Source organism: Murimonas intestini (assembly GCF_024622195.1).
GTDB lineage: Bacteria > Bacillota > Clostridia > Lachnospirales > Lachnospiraceae > Murimonas > Murimonas intestini.
In genome coordinates this window covers 26,282-44,061 of record NZ_JANKBI010000012.1, presented here as the reverse complement: position 1 = coordinate 44,061, position 17,780 = coordinate 26,282, and the positions used below count along the sequence as shown (strand labels likewise).

Here is a 17,780-nt window from a genome sequence, read left to right as displayed (position 1 = left end):
CTGAAATCCGCAGCTGCTCTGTAAATGGCAGGCTGCCGCCATAAATCGTTACTGTGCACTCCGTGACCAGTAACCATAAATCTTCTTTTTTCTGAGTATAGCCAATCTTCTTCCTTATGTCAATCTTTAAATCAAAGCCAGCCGAATATATAGTAACATGACCTCATATATATAGTACAAATACCTGAATTCTACGGAGTTAGTATGCGAATCTGTGAGCTAAGGCAAAAAGAAGTGATCAACATATGCACCTGCAGATCTATCGGCTGCATCGGGGATGTGGATATTGACTGTAAGACAGGATGTATCCTGGCCATCATAGTCCCCGGCCCCGGAAAGATATGTTCTTTTCTGGGCCGGGAGACGGAGTATGTCATACCCTGGTGCTGTATACGCCAGATTGGGGACGACATTGTCCTTGTTGAGATCGATGAAGAAAAATTTTATAAAAAATGCGAGTGATCATTCACCATGTTTAATGAGTCCAAAGGCTTTTGAACATTCCATCACAAGCAGAGGGACCAGAATCAGCCCGAGTGCGGCCAGATACATCCACACAGGCAGGATAATGAGTCCGAAGGCCTCTGCTGCCGGTGTAAACACTACAGCTGCCACCAGCAGGACAGATATAAGGGCTGCCATATTCAGCTTTCTGTTTGTAAAAAAGCCTGTTTTAAACAGCGAGCGGTTGGAACGCATATTGAATGCCTGTACTACCTGTGAAAGTGCCAGAACCATAAACGCCATGGTCTGACCTCCGGCCGCTTCACCTGTCACCTGTATTCCGATCCTGAAGGCAATCAGGGAAAGAAGGCCGAACATAAGCCCCTGCAGGGCGATCCTCAGTCCGAACCCCCTGGCAAATATTCCCTCATCCTTTGGCCTTGGCTTCTGATCCATGATGCCCTCTTCCACTGCTTCCATTCCAAGAGCCACAGCCGGAAGCCCGTCTGTCACCAGATTGATCCACAGCAGCTGCATGGACAGCAGAGGCGTCTGGCGCCACAGTATCATGGCGCAGAACACAGTCAATACCTCTCCAATATTTGTTCCCAGCAGGAAACCTACCACCTTCTTAATATTGGCATAGATCCCGCGCCCCTCTTTTACAGCATCAACTATAGTTGCAAAATTATCGTCAGTCAGAGTCATATCCGCTGCACCCTTTGCCACGTCTGTCCCTGTTATTCCCATTGCGCAGCCAATGTCGGCAGCCTTCAGCGCCGGAGCGTCGTTTACACCGTCCCCTGTCATGGATACGATCTGGCCTTTAGCCTGCCATGCCCGCACTATCCTTATCTTGTTCTCAGGAGATACTCTTGCATACACAGAGATGTGCTCTACCTTTTCAGCAAATTCTTTTTCACCCATCTCATCCAGCTCTGCTCCCGTTACAGCCTGGTCACCTTCCCTTAGGATTCCCAGCTCTTTGGCGATAGCCGATGCCGTCACTACATGGTCCCCTGTGATCATGACAGGACGGATGCCTGCCTTCCTGCATACACTGACAGCTTCTTTCGCTTCCGGGCGGGGAGGGTCTATCATTCCCACCAGACCTTTAAAGGTAAGCCCGTTCTCCAGTTCGCTGCTGTTTAGTTCCTCAGGTATCTCCTCTATTTCTTTTACGGCAATTGCTATTACCCTGAGGGCCTGCCTGCTCATCTTCTCGTTCTCTTCCCTGGCCTTATCCACATTTCCTGAGACGCACCTGGAGAACAGCATATCACAGGCGCCCTTTACAATGACTGTATACCTGCCGTTCATTTCATTAATGGTTGTCATCAGTTTCCTGTCTGAATCAAAGGGAAGTTCTCCCAGCCTTGTATATTCAGAATTAAGCTCATCTTTTTCCATTCCGTTCTGGCATGCTGCCAGAATAATGGATGTCTCTGTCGGATCGCCAATATGCTGCACCTGCCCATCTTCCCTGATCTGGATGGAGCCGTCTGAACACAGGGTCCCCAGTTTTAAAAGCTCCCGCACCTTTTCTGAATTGCCGGCGCCTATATCCTCAGTCCCCTCTTCCCCGTCGACATAAGCCTTCACCAGCGTCATCCTGTTCTGTGTCAGGGTCCCTGTCTTATCGGAGCAGATGACGGATGCGCTTCCCAATGTCTCTACAGCGGGCAGCCTTCTTATAATAGCATTTTTCTTAACCATCCTCTGCACGCCTATGGACAAGACTATTGTCACGATAGCCGGCAGGCCTTCCGGAATGGCGGACACAGCAAGTGAGACAGCTGTCATGAATATTTCAAGAGGGGCAATCCCATCTGCGAGGCCCACAACAAAAATGACTGCACAGGCGGCAAGAGCCAGTATCCCCAGATATTTTCCCAGCTGCGCCAGCTTCTTCTGAAGAGGCGTCTGGGCATCCTCTGCACCTTCCAGAAGATCTGCTATTTTTCCCATCTCAGTATCCATGCCTGTGGCAGTCACCACAGCTGTCCCCGTACCGTAGGTAATGCTGCATCCGGAGTAGACCATATTGACCCGGTCGCCCAGGGCCGCCTTTTCCTCCACCAGGACCCCGGCATCCTTCTCCGCTGCCACCGACTCGCCTGTCAGGGCCGATTCTTCTGATTTCAGGCTGCTGGAACGTATCAGCCTTGCGTCAGCAGGCACGAAGTCGCCAGCTTCCAGCCTGATGATATCTCCGGGAACAAGCCTGGATGCTTCCAGCAGCTCTTCCTTTCCGTTCCTCATCACCTTTGCGTGAGGAGCCGACAGGCTTTTCAGAGCATCCATAGCCTTCTCTGCCTTTCCCTCCTGGAGCATTCCCATGACTGCATTTGCCACAACTATGGCAAGGATCAGCACCGGTTCAAAAAATTCTCCCCCATCCCCTTCATGTACTGCTATGGCAAATGAGACAGCGGCAGCAGCCAGCAGGATGACGATCATTACATCCTTAAACTGCTCCGCAAACCGCTGGAGATTAGTTTTTTTCTTCTTTTCCTGAAGCTTATTCTCTCCGTATTTCTGTATACGTTCCTCTGCCTGCACATCCGTCAGGCCCGCATCCGCATCTGTCTTCAGCTCATCTAAAAGCTCCGGCAGTTCTCTGCTATATGGCACCATTTTACTCCCCCCATCCTGTTTTATATTTATTTATATAAGATACCATATTTTTCTAGTATAGTACAGGTGAAACGTGATATAATGGAGCCAATAAAATACTGACATAGGAGGACCACATGGAAAAATCAAAAGTTTACTTTATCAATCTTCACACTAAGAACAACGACAATCTCCAGAAAAAGTTAACCCGCCTGATGAAGCATGCCGGAATCGACACAATTGACTTTAGCAAGAAATTCACAGCTATCAAGATACATTTCGGAGAGCCTGGAAATCTTGCTTATCTTCGCCCCAACTATGCGAAAACTGTAGCCGATATGGTGACATCACTAGGCGGCAGGCCTTTCCTTACAGACTGCAATACACTCTATGTCGGAGGCCGCAAAAATGCTCTGGACCACATTGAGAGTGCGTATGTAAACGGATTCTCACCATTTTCCACAGGCTGCCATATCCTCATAGCCGACGGACTCAAGGGTACGGATGATATTCTTGTCCCTGTTGAAAATGGAGAATATGTAAAGGAGGCAAAGATCGGACGCGCCATTATGGACGCAGATATAATAATTTCCCTCACTCATTTTAAAGGCCACGAAGCCACAGGCTTTGGCGGCACTTTGAAAAACCTCGGCATGGGCTGCGGCTCCAGAGCAGGAAAAATGGAAATGCACAGCGCCGGGAAGCCTCATGTAGAGGCAGAGGACTGTATCGGCTGCGGAGCCTGCAGCAGGATATGCGCCCATGAAGCAGCTGTAGTAAAAGACAAAAAGGCATCTATCGACCACAATAAATGTGTTGGATGCGGCAGATGTATCGGAGTCTGTCCTCAGGATGCAGTCAAGGCTGCTTCCGATGAGTCAAACGATATTTTAAACAGGAAGATTGCTGAATATGCCAAAGCTGTCGTGGACGGACGCCCAAGTTTCCACATCAGCCTTGTCATAGATGTATCCCCTTACTGCGATTGTCACGGTGAAAATGATATTCCTATCGTACCTGATGTGGGAATGTTTGCTTCCTTTGACCCCGTAGCCCTGGATACAGCCTGCGCTGATGCCGTCAATGCCCAGCCGCCTATAGCCGGCAGCCTTCTGGCAAAGAGTACAGATCATTCCCATGACCATTTCCACGCTGTCAGCCCGGATACCAACTGGAAATCAGCTGTTGAACACGGAGTGAAGATCGGTCTTGGAAACAGTGAATATGAGCTGATTGAAGTTAAATAAAACGTAATTGTTCAGTACCTTCACAGTTACAATAAAACTACATTAAGAGCCATAATAAGAATCCGCCTGGATCTTTCATCCGGTAAAATGATTCTTACTATGGCTCTTATATGCATATTCACTTGGCTTGTTGCCCGCGGGAATAAAATTTAGTTTGTTCATATGAACTTGCGCACTTCCATAATATCAGCAAATGTACGAATAGGATAATCTGTTCTGCTATATCCTGCCGCTTCCCCGATTCCAATTGCCTTCATTCCGCTGTTCACTGCTGCATCGATTCCTGCACAGGCATCTTCCACTACAATACAATTCTCCGGTTTTTCTCCGAGGTATTCTGCTGCTTTTAGAAAAACTTCGGGATCTGGTTTGGATTTTGAGATATTCGTACCATCGGATACAGTGTCGAATACCTCCAGCAGCTGTACCCGCTCCAGTATATATTTCGCATTTTTACTGGACGAACCAATTGCCAGCTTATATCCCATAATCTGTAGTTTCCTGAGTGTATCTCTTACTTCCGCTGTCACATCTGAGGGCTTCATTGCAGAAAGAAGTTCAAAGTAATATCTGTTCTTCTCTTCAGCAAGCAAGTTTTTTTCATGATCTGAAAATTGCCGCTCCGCCCTTTCCAGAATAATATCCAGGCTTTTCATTCTGCTTATACCCCGAAGCCGGTTATTAACCGTCTCATCAAAATATACACCAATCCGGTCAGCCATCTTCTTCCAAGCCTGATAATGATATTTATCAGTGAATACCAGAACACCATCCAGATCAAATATGAAAGCCCTCACTTCTCTATCCATATTTTCGCTGTCCCTCTCTTAATATGTTCATACCAGCCCCAGTTCCTTCAAAAACACTTTCTTATCCCACCGGCCGTCAAATTTCTCCTGTGCCTGGATAAACGCATCACGGATGACCGCATCGCCGTCCCGCAGACATCCCTGCATATGAGCGCTGAGCAGAATGTCTGCATGAATGTGCATCAGTTTATAGAGGCTTCTCATATAGTTGTCATAGTCTGAATCAAGAAACCATTGATCACCAATCCATGCTTTCTCACCATAAGCACCAATATGAAAAACGTCTCCCAGAAACATAATATTCTTTCCATTCATCTCTACAAGATACACTACATCTCCTATACTGTGTCCAGGTGCTTCAATCACAGAAAACTTTAGTCCGTGAATCAGCAGTTCTTCTCCGTCTTTTACGTATTGATCCGGTACAAATGGTTCATAAGCTGCAGGATATGCATAATAAAAGTTCAGGGGATTCTCTGCTTCCTCCACAGAAACAGCCTTATCCCCAACGATTATTTTTGCTCCCATGCGCTGCAGCATGGCAGTATTTCCGGCATGGTCTCCATGAGGATGGGTAATCAGTACATGTGTGACCGGCAGACAATCAATTCCCCAGTAACGCATATTTTCCAAAACTATCTGCCAATCGCTGTCATCCGTACCGCAGTCCACCAGTATGAGCGCGTTCTCTGCCTTTATAGCAAAGATATTCGGAACCATACGGTATTCCTCTCCGGCCAGTTTGTATACATCTTTTAATATCTGCATCTTCTATTTTCTCAGCACAGGCATCATAAGCTCCCGCACTTCCCTTTCTGTTGTTCTGTTCTCAGATACCACTCATCCCCGTCCCACGTCTCATACGGCAGCGGCCCCATTGGCAGGGCCTCCTGCACAAAATCCGGGGAATAGGGATTGTACAGCTTCGAAGGATGATCCGAATGTCCCGTTTTACGAACATAAAAAGTTCTCTGATCTGCCCATCCTTCGGTATATGGGCACTTCACATGGGAAACCCACCGCATATGCCATATTTTCCATTTCCCGTTTTCCAGAATAAAATCATTGGCATAAGCGCCAAAACACCAAACCGATTCAGGATTTGCCCCCGGGCTTCTCTTCACCGTCTCGATCCCGGGGCTCCACCAGACTCCTCTGGCTGTCTTTCCGTCCCCTGCCACTTCAATAAATGGCGTGGTGAGATAATGCACCAGCATGACTCCTCTATACGCTTCCTCATCCATATCATTATAGGTGCCGCAAAACAGATTTCGCACCGCATCCGGTCCGCAGCAGGGATCGCTGTCCGCAATCTGCACCGAAACATCCGGGGTTTCCATGGCAAAATCCATAGGATGAAGTGACATATTTTTCTGGTTATGCATTACCTCGTAATGTGCCATCAGGTTACAGATCTCTTCCTTGGCCAGAAGCCTCTTAACTTCTTTCTCCAGTTTTTCCAGCTGTTCTTCTATTGGTTTCATCTCTCCGCCTCACTTATTTATTTTTCCATGATAATCCGGAATCCCCTACAGCTTCAGATCCCACATACCACAGAACGGGTCAGCAGGGCTGCTTCCTTTAAATTCTGATTCTCCCGTCAGCTTCTTCAACACTGCCCTTCTGGTATACTTAGTTTCAGTATATGCATTGATATAAGTGCCCACCATCGGTATATCCATGAGCAGATACGGGCTTTGAAAGGATACTGCCACAGTCGGAATATCCTTCGTGTAAGAAGGAATTTCTCCCATCACCACAGACTTCCACACAATCCGGTATCCCGCCTTTGCGCCAAGATAATACAACATCAAATCATATTTTTCAGAAATTTCACCAAAGGATGCTCCTCCTTTACCGATACTGGGAATCTGCTGAATATCAATTTCACTGACCTCAAATCCCTTTTCGCGAAGCCCCTCCAGAAAATTCAGGTACTGTGAATCCGTACTATATCGTACAGACTTGACACTTTCTATATTGACAAGCAATATCCTCCTGTACTTTTCCGGGGTAATGGGGAGTATCTTATCCCTGTCCTTTACAAGGGTAACAGCACTGTCTGCACACTCATATGCCAGCTTTTCATGTTTCTCACACCGAATACAACTATTCTCCGGCTTTTCTTCCGGAAGAGGTCTTTCATACAATCTCAGTTTTGCTTTCAGAGCCAGAATCCTCATTACAGCATCATCCAGTCTCTCCGGCGTAATAATGCCATCCTCATATCCTTTTTTCATAAAAGCTACATCTTCATCATGATTTACTGTAAAAAGCATCATATCAATGCCAGCCGCAATCATATAGGGAACCGCTTTATCTCTCGCCATGGCGTTTGTAAAACCGGCCATGTGAGTATCATCTGAAACAATAACACCATTGAATCCCAGTCTGCCTCTCAACAGGCCATTTAGCAGCTCTGGTGAAAGGGATGCCGGCAGAATATCTCTGTCCTCCTGATCCGGATTATAATATTTACTGCAGGCCGGACACTTAATATGTGCCGCCATCACAGAATCCGCCCCTGCCTCAATCAGTGCCTTATATACTTTTCCATAAGTCTCATCCCACTCCGTCACCGACTTTGTATTTACAGAAGCGAGCCAGTGCTGATCCCTAAAATCCATTCCGTCACCCGGAAAATGTTTAATTGCCACGGCCATTCCGTTATCATGACAGCCATCCATATACGCTTTCGCCATCTCGATCACTGTATCCGGATCACTTCCATAAGTACGGGTACAGGTAACCGGACTCATAAAGTTATAATTGATATCGATAATCGGGGCATAGGACCAGTTACAACCCACTTCTCCCCCTTCCTTTGCACTTATTTCCCCCACAATCTTTGCAAAACGTGTCTCCCCGGCCGCAGCAATCTGCATCGGTGATCCGAAGAAAGTTCCAGTTGTGAGCACTCCATTCCCGCCGCACTCAAAATTTCCGGAAAACAACAAAGGTATATGGGACCGCCGGCTCATTCTGCGAACATATTTTACCAGTTCTTCCCTGGTTCCACCCCGGAACATAATTCCACCGGGATTAATCCCGCTAAAGGCCATCTCCTCCTCTTCATCATTGCAATTCCAGATAGTTTCACAGAAAATCTGCCCCAGCTTATCTTCTGCAGACATATCCGCAAAGGTTTTGCATACCCATGCTTCCTGTTTCTCATCCAGAAAAAATGGATTCCCCTTCAAATCAATCATTGTCCTGTCCTCCTATATCAATTTCATATATGCGATACGCTCTACCCCTTGTATAATCTGTCTTGTCTGTATCGGGTACCCCTGTCCGTCCAGTATTATCTCTAATACATTCTGTGTATCCATACAGACTACAAATAACTTATCCCGCCATAGTGCCAGTTGTCTGGGATTATTTCCCGCCAAAGGAAATTCCTGTTTTTTTTCCAGTAACCCGTTTTCTAAAACTGTAAAAACAGTAAGCACATCCGGTCTTCTCGTGATGGTGTACAGTTTTCTCTTATTGTAATTTAATAAAATCCCGGATGGATGCGGATAGTCAAATGATGTGCAGGGAATATCCCCTGGCCGGCCGTCTACCACCATCAATTCCTGCTGCTTACTCCAGCCGTCACTCTTCTCTCTAAACACTGTGATCAGGGGTTCTATTTCCGATACAACATATACATATTCCTGCTCCTCCTGATCTGAAAAGTGTACACTCAGAACATTCCGGGGACCGGTCATTGGCCGGTGCTTTAGTATCCCGACCGGAATAAACTGCTCTTTTTCATCACTGATGCGATATATCCTGGTCTCGTCATTCCCCCTCATCGGTATGTAAATAAGTTTTTTCTCCTGCGCATAATACAAATCATGAGGCGCCGGACTGTCCTGAAAAACAGGAAGCGTACCTCTACCGCGGAAAACAATGTGATCCTTAAGCTCCCCGATGCTTCCTGTATCTGTTCTGCGAAACATACACAGACTGGCCTCATCAGAGGCAAACTCTGTTACAAGCCTGCCTTTTTCATTGCAGTAAGTCACACAAACCTTAGATAAATTACTGCCATGGTTCAGCACAACAGCATATCTTTCCGTCAGTACAATGCCCACAGGAAACCCGCCATAAGAATTGCATCTTTCAAGCAGTGTCAGAGTATGATTTTTCTCTATGCGGTAAACCTGAAGTTCTCCTCCCGGAGTATTTTCCTCATGATAATTTGTTTCACATGCTGCAAACAGCAGCCTCTTTTCCTTGTCACAGGCCAGCATGCTGATACTTTTTCCAGTATCAATTGTCTGACACAGGGAAGTTCTCTCTTTCTCATACTGATACAACAGCAGTTTTCCGCCCTGACTGGCATTATAACTTTCCGCCCATGTACCGATTACCATATATTTTTCCATAGTATAAGAATGGCTGCTGATGTGCAGCAGCCATATCCTCCTATCAATTTAACTACTTTCCAAGAAATTCATCCAGCTGCCTCTGTTTTTCATCCATATAAGCCTGAAGCCCCGCTTCATACAGAGCATTATTAAACTGTTCAATGGTGGCATCAATATCTCCTGCAAATCCCCACTCCAGAAGTGTTTCATACTGAGCCAGTACAGACTGCAGTGCTGTGTACTCTGCAGAAACAGAAGAGTTGTCCATCACAAATCCCATCGCACAGGTCTTATCTGCGCTCTCATTGAATGCTTTCAGCTGTTCATAAAGATCTGCCTCATCACCTTCCCATACATGGGCAAGATAAGCATTTCCTGCTTTCCAGGCGGCTTTATCCGCGTACCCTGAGGATTCCGGACCATCTGCTGCAAAACCATCATCTGTCACCACATAATGTTCACCCTCGATACCATAGCTCAGAAGGTTTACCACTTCCTCATCGGTGTAAAGAAGATTCATAAATTCCATAGCCTTTTCAGGATATTTGGAATTAGTTGGAATCGTCCACATCCAGCTCTGCACGCTCATGGTAAATGCCGCCGGATGACCAATAACTGCCGCCTCCAGTTCATAATTCTGAACTGTATTCTGGTTCTCCACGATTGCCCCTGGTTTCCAGCTCTGCATATAGGAAGCTGCAAGCCCGTTGGAAAGCAGCATCTGCACAGAATTGGAAGAATCTGTGGTTATGTCAGGATAAATATACCCCGCTTGGTTCCATTGAGTCGTCAGTTCTACCAGATCACGGAATTCCTCAGATTCAAACAAGTTCGATACTACCGGCTCATTGTAGTCCATAAGAACTCCCAGCCTGTCTGCCAAAAAATCTACTTTTTTAAACTGTTTTACAAAGAACGGAGACTGTGTGGCAGAGGCGCCTGTCACATAAAGTTCAGGATGCGCCTCATGTATCTGTTCAAAAATCGGTGTCAGATCTTCATAGTCAGACACTGTAGAAAGATCAATTCCTAATTCATCTATTATATCTTTCCTGAAAAGGAATGCATTCTGTGCACCAAGGTCACGGCATGTGGTCACTCCATATATTTCACCATCAACAGACGCCGCATCCAAATAATCCTGTCCAATCACTTCTTTAATTCCCTGGCCATACTCATCCAGCAGATCGTTCAGACCGGTGAGCTGTCCTTTGGATACATATCCTGAGATACCAGTGCCAAAGAAACGTCCGAACATCACATCCAGCTGTTCACTGGGTGATGATAGGATCAAAGTCAGCTGGTCATTAATGTTTCCATAAGTGAAGGCTTCCAGGGTTACAGTGCATCCTATTTTCTCCTGTGCAAGCTCACTCAGCGCCGCTTCAATCTTATCAATATCGGCTGGAATCTCAGCATACGCATAACTCACTACCAGATTTGGCATTTCTTCTGCGAGAACTGTCGCCGGGCTTGTAAAACTCATAGCAGATACCGCAACAGCGCTGGCAAGCAGCATACTTAAAGTTCTTTTTTTCATTTTTCCTTTTCCTTTCTTTAAATAAATTTATGTGAAGGATCAACCCTTGACACCACCTACAACAATACCTCTGACAAAACCTTTCTGCAGGAACGGATATACAATTAATAACGGAAGTGTTCCGACTACTGCAATGGCCATTCTTACCGTATTGCTTGGAAGTGCAACTCTGGAACTGGCAATTCCTCCCATGGAAGACAGAGCCTGGATACTCTTAATCATCTCGTTAAGTACATTTTGAATACTGTACAGGCTGGAGTCTGTCAGATAAATAAGACCGTTATTCCAGTCATTCCAGTAAGAAAGTCCAATGAAGAGAACCAGGGTTGCAATCAGCGGCTTTGTCAGCGGAAGTACTATTTTAGAAAATATCTTCCCCTCGCTTGCTCCATCGATTCTTCCTGATTCCAGAATCTCCAAAGGAATACTCGATTGAAAATAACTGCGTGCCATGATTACAAAAAATGCTTTCACCATTAAGTTCGGAAACAAAAGTGCCCAAATCGTATTCTTCATATGAAATACGGTCGCCCACATTATATAACTCGGCACAAGTCCCCCGTTAAACAAAAGCGTAAATAGTACCAGAAAAGAGAGTATATTTCTTCCAGGCAGTTCTTTTCTGGAAAGCGGATACGCCAGCAAAAGTGTCATGCTCACCCCCATCAAGGTTCCCAGCACTGTCACAAACACAGAGATCCCGTATGCATGAATGATCTTACCGCCCTGGCTGAACAGATAAATGTATGCATCCAGGCTCCACTTTTTAGGAAAGAAAGAATATCCATACTGCATGATAGATTTATCCTCTGTAAATGACGAAATGATCAGCAGCAAAAAGGGAATTAAGCAACACAGTGAAAAAAACCAGAGGAAAATATTTTTAATCACACCATAAAGAGTGATTTGTCTTTTTACTTTTAGATACATGCTCCTCATACCTCCTTAGAATATGGCGTCATCCGGACTTATTTTCCGTACAATCAGATTTGCCGCAATAATGATAACAAATCCTACCACAGCCTGATACAACCCCGCAGCTGACGACATACTAATATCTCCTAATTCCAACAAGCCGCGATATACATATGTATCCAATACATTGGTCGCCTGCAAAATTGCCCCGGAATTTTGAGGAACCTGATAAAATAATCCGAAATCCGAATAGAAAATGCGGCCAATATTCAGCATAGTCAGTGTAATAATCGTAGGCTTAAGCAGCGGAATAGTCATATACCGGATCTTCTGCCAGGCAGTCACCCCATCCAGCGTGGCAGCTTCAAAAATTGAATCATCAAATCCCAGAATCGTTGCAAGATACATCACACTGGCATATCCGGCATTCTTCCAGGTATTTACAAATACCAGGATAAACGGCCAGTATTTAGACTCCATATACCAGTTCACCGGCTTACCCCCAAATGGAATCAAAATACCTTTATTGACCAGCCCATTGGTACCCAGGAAAGCGTACACCAGATAGCTGACTACAACATATGATATTATATAAGGTATCAATACACATGCCTGATGGAAGGATCGCAGCTTCTTATTCCTGATCTCCGACAGGAAAATCGCAAGAGCCAAAGATACTACTAACGCAAGAATGATAAATACCAGATTGTAAAGGATTGTATTTCTGGTAATGATCCACGCATCCTTGGTACGGAACAAATATTTAAAATTTTCAAACCCACACCAGGGACTCTGGAAAATACCTGTCTGAAAATTCACCTTTTTGAAAGCGATCACTAATCCAGCCATGGGTATATAGTTATTGATCAAAAGATAAATCATGCCGGGCAGCATCATTATATAAAGCCATTTGTATCTCACAATGTTCTTTCTAGTCTTAGATTTCATGTTTTCTCCTCCTCTTGATCCATATTTTATATGATTGGTATATCAAAATCCATTACCTAACAGTCCATTCAGCTTCAATTTTGTTACCTATTCTTTTAAATAAAATCTTAAGCAGCTTACTATTTCCATATTTTCCCATATATAGTTAAGAATTCAAAATATAGAAAGTAAAATTTTTCACTAAATTTGTGATTGATAGTTGAGATTGGTAACTTTTCTTTGTATAATAATATTGATCTGAAACATTAAAACATACAGGTGAGGAAAATTAAATGGATACTTTTATGACAATTTTAAGTGAAGAGACAGGTTCCCGTCGTTCTGTGTATTCGTATCAGTATCTTCGCAATAATAATCAGATGGGCTACCATACAGAAGACAGGAATGGTTCCCTGTATCATTGTCTGAATCAGGATATAATGGTCTCCATATTGCAGTATCAGCGTGAAAAAAATGTAAAGATCAGCATGTTCCTTAATGATATTCCATTTAACCATGAAATTTCTGATTTGGAAATGCCCCGCCACCGAAATGATTTTATTGAATTAACCTATGTCATTCAGGGTACCATTTCTGTCATTGTTGATCAGGAATTGATGACCTTTACAGAGAATGAGTTATACCTGATCAATCCCAATGTGCCCTTTCAGGAGAAAAAAAATATATCCGATGCTGTTGTTTTTAATATCAGTCTTCGTTCTTCCTTTTTTAATGAGATATTATTGTCAAATATTCCGGAGGATTCTCTTCAGGGTTTCCTGCGAAAATGTCTTATGAACGAAAAAAACAGCGCTAAGATGCTCCGCTTCACACCTTCCATCCATTCTGTACAAAAAAAAATCAGTGATGTCTATTCACTGATTCTGACAGAATATAAAACCCGTGCTACAGGTTATATGCTTATTATACAGGGTTATTTCACAAGGCTACTGGACTATCTGGTATCGAACTATCAATTTTCTTTTTCGGAAGATGTGAAGAATAAATACAAAGAATATATGTTTCAGGAAGTCAAAAATTATTTGTACACCCATTATCAGGTGGTTCAGCTGCAGGATTTAGAAGACACATTTCACTACAGCGGAAATTATTTTAACCGTCTTATCCAAACCTTTACCGGAAAAAGCTACTCCTCTTACCTGATCCATATCCGTCTCAAGATTGCAAGGGACATGCTTGAATACTCCACAAAAAAAATCGATGACATTATGGAACAGGTGGGATACCACAACAAAGGATTCTTTTATAAAGTATTCACAGAAAAATACGGAAAAACTCCCGCTGCTTATCGGCGGGAGTTAAAGAAGCAGGACGGCAGGTAAAACCTCCGTCCTGTAACTTCATTCCTAGTCTGTCATGCTGCTCACATATATCCTATCCGGGTTATTTTTTTCAAATATCTTATTTCAGATAATTCTTCATACTCTTAAGAGCATTTTTTTCCAGCCTGCTCACCTGGGCCTGGGAAATGCCTATCTCATCAGCCACCTCCATCTGTGTTTTCCCCTCATAGAATCTCAGTTCAATGATATGCCTCTCCCTCTCATTGAGCCTGTCTATAGCTTCATTCAGCGAAAGGACCTCGACCCAGTTCTCCTCTTTATTCTTCTTATCACTGATCTGGTCCATCACGTAGAGTGTATCGCCTCCCTCTGTATAGACAGGGTCATAAAGGCTGACCGGGCTTTGTATGGCATCCATTGCAAACACAATGTCCTCTTTTGCTATCCCTATCTCCTCGGCTATCTCATTGATGGTCGGTTCCTTTAAATGTTTTTTAATATAGCCCTCTTTCGCATATATTGCTTTATACGCCGTATCACGAAGGGAACGGCTGACACGGATACTGTTGTTGTCCCGCAGATACCGCCTGATCTCACCGATGATCATCGGAACCGCATAAGTAGAGAATTTAACATTCAGGGTAGAATCAAAATTATCTATAGCCTTTATCAGGCCTATACACCCTATCTGGAATAAGTCGTCAGCATTTTCATTGCTGCTTCCAAAACGTTTTATCACACTTAGAACAAGGCGGAGGTTCCCTTTTATATAGAGTTCCCTGGCCTCTTTATCACCCTCCTGTATCTTTGCAAACAGAGTTACTTTTTCATCATTTGTTAAAAGTGGGAGTTTTGCTGTATTCACACCACAGATTTCTACTTTATTAAGAGCCATAATAAGAATCCTCCTAGAACTATTTTCTAGTAAAATGATTCTCACTATGGCTCTTTCGTATTCGCTCAGGCCGAAAATTTAATAAAGTTTTGCCCCTTGACAAAACAAGCTATTTTTTTGTAGTCCAAAGTGAACAATCCCAGACATCTGTGACAAGGCCTTCATAGAATTCAGGCTCGTGGCAGACCATCAGTATTGTTCCTTTATATTCTCTTAGCGCCCGCTTCAGCTCATCCTTGGCATCCACGTCCAGATGGTTTGTAGGCTCATCCAGGATCAGCAGGTTTGTTTCCCTGTTGATCAGCTTGCACAGCCTGACTTTCGCCTGCTCCCCGCCGCTTAAGACTCGCACAAGGCTCTCAATATGCTTTGTAGTCAGCCCGCATTTTGCCAGCGCAGAGCGCACTTCATACTGGGTGTAGGCCGGAAATTCATCCCATATTTCCTGAATACAGGTGTTGGGATTGTCTTTTGGCATTTCCTGCTCAAAATATCCGATCTCCAGATAATCCCCAAGCTGCACCTTGCCTGACAGAGAAGGTATCAGCCCCAGTATGCTCTTTAACAAAGTAGTCTTTCCAATGCCGTTGGCTCCTGTCATGGCAATCTTTTCACCGCGCTCCACTGCAAAATTAAGCGGCGAAGAAAGCGGTTCTCCATATCCAATCACAAGGTCCTTGGCTGTCACCACAAAACGCCCCGGCGTTCTGGCAGTCCTGAAATTAAATTCAGGCTTCGGTTTTTCCCTTGCCAGTTCAATGACATCCATCTTATCCAGCTTCTTCTGCCTGGACATGGCCATATTCCTGGTGGCCACTCTGGCCTTGTTGCGCGCCACGAAATCCTTCAGCTCGCTGATCTCCTGCTGCTGACGGTTATAAGCTGCTTCCTTCTGGGCCTTCTTTACTTCATATACCTCCTGGAACTTATCGTAATCACCCACATAGCGGTTCAGTTCCTGGTTATCCATATGGTAGATCAGGTTCACCACACTGTTTAAAAACGGGATATCGTGGGAAATCAGTACAAAGGCATTCTCATATTCCTGAAGATATCTCTTCAGCCAGGCTATGTGCTCTGCATCCAGGTAGTTAGTCGGCTCATCCAGCAGCAGGATATCCGGTTTTTCCAAAAGAAGCTTTCCAAGCAGGATCTTGGTCCTCTGCCCGCCTGACAGCTCCGTCACATCCCTGTCCAGTCCTATATCTTCCAGCCCCAGGGCACGGGCTATCTCATCCACCTTGGCATCTATCACATAAAAATCATGCATGGTGAGCATATCCTGGATAGTGCCCAGCTCATCCATCATGGTTTCCAGTTCTTCCGGGGAAGCCTCTCCCATCTTGTCACAGATATCATTCATCTGTGCCTCCATCTCAAAGAGCCAGGAAAAAGCGCCTTTCAAAACATCCCTGACAGTCATCCCTTTTTCCAGAACTGTATGCTGGTCCAGATACCCGGCCCTGACATTTTTAGCCCACTCGATCTTTCCCTCATCCGGCATCAGCTTGCCTGTGATAATATTCATAAAGGTGGATTTACCCTCACCATTGGCCCCCACCAGTCCTATATGTTCGCCCTTTAAAAGACGGAAAGATACATTCTCAAATACTGCCTTGTCCCCAAACCCATGGGACAGATTCTCTACTGTTAAAATACTCATGCATGCTCCTCTTACACTTTTCTTTATTATCTCTTAATACTCCTCAACATTATACCCAATAAAGCAGGATATTGCAACAAAATCAAATACGCCGGGGTATAAAGAAAAGGAGGCCATGATAAAATGATTTCTCATTTATCACAGCCCCACTTCAATATTCTGCTATTCCATTTCTAAAGCAATTACGGCTAACAACTCAACTGCCCTGTAGGAACCATTGACAGATTGCTGCTCTGCTCCTTTACAATTGGCATCATTTGTACTCAGTGACTCTGATATATCACCTACTATTGATGTACTGCTGCCATCCACATCTACTTCATGGGCAATAATTGTCAGCATATCAACCATCCTGTAAAATCCATTAGCTATCTGCTGTGGCGCTCCCGTACACTGTGCATTTTTAGTGCTCATGTCATCTATTACAGATTCTATAAAAGATGAATAAATACCGTAGGTATCTAATTCCCATGCAATGACAGCTAAAAGTTCCACACACCGGTATGTACCATTGGCAGATTGCTGCGGCGCCCCTTTACATAAGGCATTATTGGTTTCCCAGGTATCTACGATGTCCATTATCGCGTCATTATACTTACTATCCGTATCTAACTCTATAGCTATGGTTGTCAGCAGCTCAACACTGCGATAAAGTCCGTTTACAGACTGCTGAGGAGCACCTGTGCAAGTTTTATTATTCGTATCCCAATCATCCAGTATATCTGAAATCATATCCGAACATATACCTGCAGTATCATTTTCCATTCCTATAATAGCCAGGAGCTCTACCATACGGTATGTACCGTTGGCAACCTGCTGGGGCGCTCCCTTACAGCCTGCATTATTCTCACTGAGAGCTTCCAGCGAATCATTGACTAAATCACTGTAGCTGCCGGCCATTACATTTAATGACGTGGCTAACAAACATGTAAGAACACATAAACCTGCAATAATCTTCTTCAGCTTTTTCATCCTTTTCATCTTTCTCCCTCCTAAAAATAAGACAAAATAGTATATAAAATATTTAATATTATATCATATATTTGTCTGAATTGTCAATTT

The 17,780-nt window shown here is 44.4% G+C and carries 15 protein-coding genes; 3 read left to right on the top strand and 12 right to left on the bottom strand.

Features of this window, described 5'->3' with window-relative positions; all coding sequences use genetic code 11:
* Positions 1-204: 204 nt before the first annotated feature.
* Complete coding sequence (locus NSB28_RS16105) at positions 205-462, top strand: YlmC/YmxH family sporulation protein (RefSeq protein ID WP_109624951.1); 258 nt, start codon at positions 205-207, stop codon at positions 460-462.
* On the opposite strand, the gene NSB28_RS16100 is transcribed toward NSB28_RS16105, so the two are convergent.
* The gene (locus NSB28_RS16100) at positions 463-3,081 is read right to left on the bottom strand and encodes a cation-translocating P-type ATPase (RefSeq protein ID WP_109624952.1); all 2,619 of its coding nucleotides are present in this window, start codon (positions 3,079-3,081) and stop codon (positions 463-465) included.
* 116 nt (positions 3,082-3,197) lie between these two features.
* Between NSB28_RS16100 and NSB28_RS16095 the strand changes: the two genes are divergently transcribed.
* Complete coding sequence (locus NSB28_RS16095; protein ID WP_109624953.1) at positions 3,198-4,307, top strand: DUF362 domain-containing protein; 1,110 nt, start codon at positions 3,198-3,200, stop codon at positions 4,305-4,307.
* Positions 4,308-4,465: 158 nt separating this feature from the next.
* On the opposite strand, the gene pgmB is transcribed toward NSB28_RS16095, so the two are convergent.
* The 8 genes from pgmB to NSB28_RS16055 form a co-directional block, all read right to left on the bottom strand.
* Positions 4,466-5,116, bottom strand: a complete 651-nt coding sequence (gene pgmB / locus NSB28_RS16090; RefSeq protein ID WP_257497475.1) for a beta-phosphoglucomutase — start codon at positions 5,114-5,116, stop codon at positions 4,466-4,468.
* Positions 5,117-5,143: 27 nt separating this feature from the next.
* Positions 5,144-5,884 carry an MBL fold metallo-hydrolase gene (locus NSB28_RS16085; protein ID WP_109624954.1) on the bottom strand — a complete coding sequence of 247 codons (741 nt, stop codon included), beginning with the start codon at positions 5,882-5,884 and terminating at the stop codon, positions 5,144-5,146.
* Between the two features lie 23 nt (positions 5,885-5,907).
* Positions 5,908-6,600 (bottom strand): nuclear transport factor 2 family protein, encoded by a 693-nt coding sequence (locus tag NSB28_RS16080; protein WP_109624955.1) that lies wholly within the window; start codon positions 6,598-6,600, stop codon positions 5,908-5,910.
* Positions 6,601-6,645: 45 nt separating this feature from the next.
* Positions 6,646-8,325 (bottom strand): glycoside hydrolase family 3 protein, encoded by a 1,680-nt coding sequence (locus NSB28_RS16075; RefSeq protein ID WP_109624956.1) that lies wholly within the window; start codon positions 8,323-8,325, stop codon positions 6,646-6,648.
* Between the two features lie 12 nt (positions 8,326-8,337).
* Positions 8,338-9,492 carry a lactonase family protein gene (locus NSB28_RS16070; RefSeq protein WP_109624957.1) on the bottom strand — a complete coding sequence of 385 codons (1,155 nt, stop codon included), beginning with the start codon at positions 9,490-9,492 and terminating at the stop codon, positions 8,338-8,340.
* Positions 9,493-9,544: 52 nt separating this feature from the next.
* Entirely contained in the window at positions 9,545-11,014 is a 1,470-nt protein-coding gene (locus NSB28_RS16065) for an ABC transporter substrate-binding protein (protein WP_109624958.1), read from the bottom strand.
* A 39-nt stretch (positions 11,015-11,053) separates the two neighbouring features.
* A complete protein-coding gene (locus tag NSB28_RS16060; RefSeq protein WP_257497476.1) occupies positions 11,054-11,809 on the bottom strand; it encodes a carbohydrate ABC transporter permease in 756 nt (251 codons plus the stop codon).
* A 150-nt stretch (positions 11,810-11,959) separates the two neighbouring features.
* The gene (locus NSB28_RS16055) at positions 11,960-12,877 is read right to left on the bottom strand and encodes an ABC transporter permease (RefSeq protein ID WP_109624960.1); all 918 of its coding nucleotides are present in this window, start codon (positions 12,875-12,877) and stop codon (positions 11,960-11,962) included.
* A gap of 272 nt (positions 12,878-13,149) precedes the next feature.
* Between NSB28_RS16055 and NSB28_RS16050 the strand changes: the two genes are divergently transcribed.
* A complete protein-coding gene (locus NSB28_RS16050; RefSeq protein ID WP_109624961.1) occupies positions 13,150-14,199 on the top strand; it encodes a helix-turn-helix domain-containing protein in 1,050 nt (349 codons plus the stop codon).
* Positions 14,200-14,278: 79 nt separating this feature from the next.
* Here the strand turns inward: NSB28_RS16050 and sigG are convergent, their stop codons facing one another.
* The 3 genes from sigG to NSB28_RS16035 all read right to left on the bottom strand — a co-directional run bounded on the left by sigG (position 14,279) and on the right by NSB28_RS16035 (position 17,699).
* Positions 14,279-15,055, bottom strand: coding sequence for an RNA polymerase sporulation sigma factor SigG (sigG, locus tag NSB28_RS16045; protein WP_109624962.1), 777 nt, complete (start codon positions 15,053-15,055; stop codon positions 14,279-14,281).
* Between the two features lie 109 nt (positions 15,056-15,164).
* Positions 15,165-16,718 (bottom strand): ABC-F family ATP-binding cassette domain-containing protein, encoded by a 1,554-nt coding sequence (locus NSB28_RS16040; protein WP_109624963.1) that lies wholly within the window; start codon positions 16,716-16,718, stop codon positions 15,165-15,167.
* A 162-nt stretch (positions 16,719-16,880) separates the two neighbouring features.
* Positions 16,881-17,699 carry a hypothetical protein gene (locus NSB28_RS16035; protein ID WP_109624964.1) on the bottom strand — a complete coding sequence of 273 codons (819 nt, stop codon included), beginning with the start codon at positions 17,697-17,699 and terminating at the stop codon, positions 16,881-16,883.
* Between the last annotated feature and the right edge of the window lie 81 nt (positions 17,700-17,780).